The organism is Priestia sp. P5_B4 (genome assembly GCF_056400385.1).
This window is the reverse complement of the sequence record NZ_JBFULJ010000812.1, coordinates 1-1,738: the sequence shown is the minus strand read 5'-3', so window position 1 is coordinate 1,738 and position 1,738 is coordinate 1. Positions and strand designations below refer to the sequence as shown.

Annotated in this window: 2 protein-coding genes; one reads left to right on the top strand and one right to left on the bottom strand. The window is 39.5% G+C overall.

Translation table 11 applies throughout. The features are described 5' to 3' along the window. Positions 1 to 41 precede the first annotated feature (41 nt). Entirely contained in the window at positions 42 to 1,028 is a 987-nt protein-coding gene (locus tag AC1DRF_RS26235) for an MBL fold metallo-hydrolase (RefSeq protein WP_477742107.1), read from the bottom strand. 311 nt (positions 1,029 to 1,339) lie between these two features. Here AC1DRF_RS26235 and AC1DRF_RS26230 point away from each other — a divergent pair, with 311 nt between their 5' ends. Beyond that, the gene (locus tag AC1DRF_RS26230; RefSeq protein WP_477742106.1) at positions 1,340 to 1,663 is read left to right on the top strand and encodes a YnfA family protein; all 324 of its coding nucleotides are present in this window, start codon (positions 1,340 to 1,342) and stop codon (positions 1,661 to 1,663) included. Positions 1,664 to 1,738: the final 75 nt, after the last annotated feature.

The following is a 1,738-nucleotide window of genomic DNA, read 5'->3' as shown; positions in this document are numbered from 1 at the left end:
AGCATAAAAACCAGCTTCTTTATAGAAGCTGGTTTTTTATGTTATGACTGAGGAGCAAGCACACGTGTAGTTTCCCACAGCAAGACGCCATCTTCATTTTTTGTTAATTCAACGTATCCTTCTTTCTCTAAATACGTAAGCTGGCCGTACACTTCTGAGAAAATAAAGTCCGGTGCTTTTTGATACATATCCGGGAAAAAAGCTKCGCTGATTTCAAGCGTTGTTTTTTTTCCTTCACCCATTACTTGTAACACGCGCAGCGCCCATTTATGCTGCTTTTGAATACGTTCCATAATTAAAGAATGAATATCACTAAGCGGTTCACCATGTCCGCTATAAATCAAATCAATGTCGTAGTTCAACGTTTTTTCAAGAGACGCCAAGTAGTCCAATAGCGGCTTTGGCTTAGGATTTTGAATGGTCGGCTCTAAATATGGATTTGAGGGTACTTTTGGCAAAATATGATCTCCGCCAAACGCGACTTTTTCTTTTCGGTTGTAAAACATCAGCTGACTCAAGGAATGTCCCGGCGTTTCAATCACTTCCCAATCACTGGCATACGGAAGTGTATCTCCTTCTTTCAAATACCCTGCTAGCTTCTGCCCTTTAGGTGAATATACTTGAATTGCAGCCGTTGCTTTACGAAGCCATGTATCCATTACATCATCACTTACTCCAAACTCCATAAGGAAATTACGGTATAGCTCATTATGCTGCTGAACAAACTCTTCATCTTGGTAAATCCAAGGCTCCACAAGCTTATGACCGTAAACCGGTATATCACTCGGCAGCCATTCTAAAAATCCAGTGTGATCCGGATGCTGATGAGTAAGAATCACTTGTTCAATGTCTGTTACTTTATATCMTTCTTTACGAAGCGCCTCTTCAAAAACATTCCACGCTTCTTTGGTTTTCATACCTGCATCAATTAACGTTACCTTGTCTGCTTTTAATAAAAACACATTCACTGGTCCAATTGGAAATGGCGTAGGCAGCTCAATGCGTATTACTTTATGATCTAAACTCATTTTACCAAACCCCTATATCTGCATTCTTTTTACTGCTTTATACTGTTAAACGTTTTATTCTTTTAAATAGTCAATTTCCTGCTAACTTCTACCTTTTGCAAAAGTGCGCTGAGCCTCAATAATTGGATGACTCTTTGTACTCGTACAAACATTTTACATAAACTCATACTATTAATAGTTTAGCAGGTTTGAAGACAAATTGATAAAGGAATGCTTTCCAGTGTACTTATTTAAAAMGAACAAATGGTTCATCAAACGAAAAAAGTAAGATAGAATAAAGAGACGAAATGATGGTATAAGGAGCGTAGTTTATGATTAAAGCGATTTTTCTTTTTATCTTAGCGGGTCTTGCTGAAATTGGCGGAGGCTATTTGATTTGGCAGTGGCTGCGCGAAGGAGCATCAAGCTGGTTAGGACTTCTGGGCGGTATTGCTTTGGTGCTGTACGGCGTCATTGCTACGTGGCAGTCGTTCCCGGACTTTGGACGTGTATATGCAGCTTACGGCGGTATTTTTATTKTTTTAAGCCTGTTTTGGGCGTGGTGGGTTGATAAAAAAATGCCCGATACATATGATTGGATTGGCGGACTTGTGTGTCTGATTGGCGTAGCCGTTATGCTTTGGCCAAGAAGTTAAATGATAAAGCAGAAAGCGGCAGAATACATGAATTCTGCCGCCTTTTATTTTTTTAGATAATACAGCTATATTGCC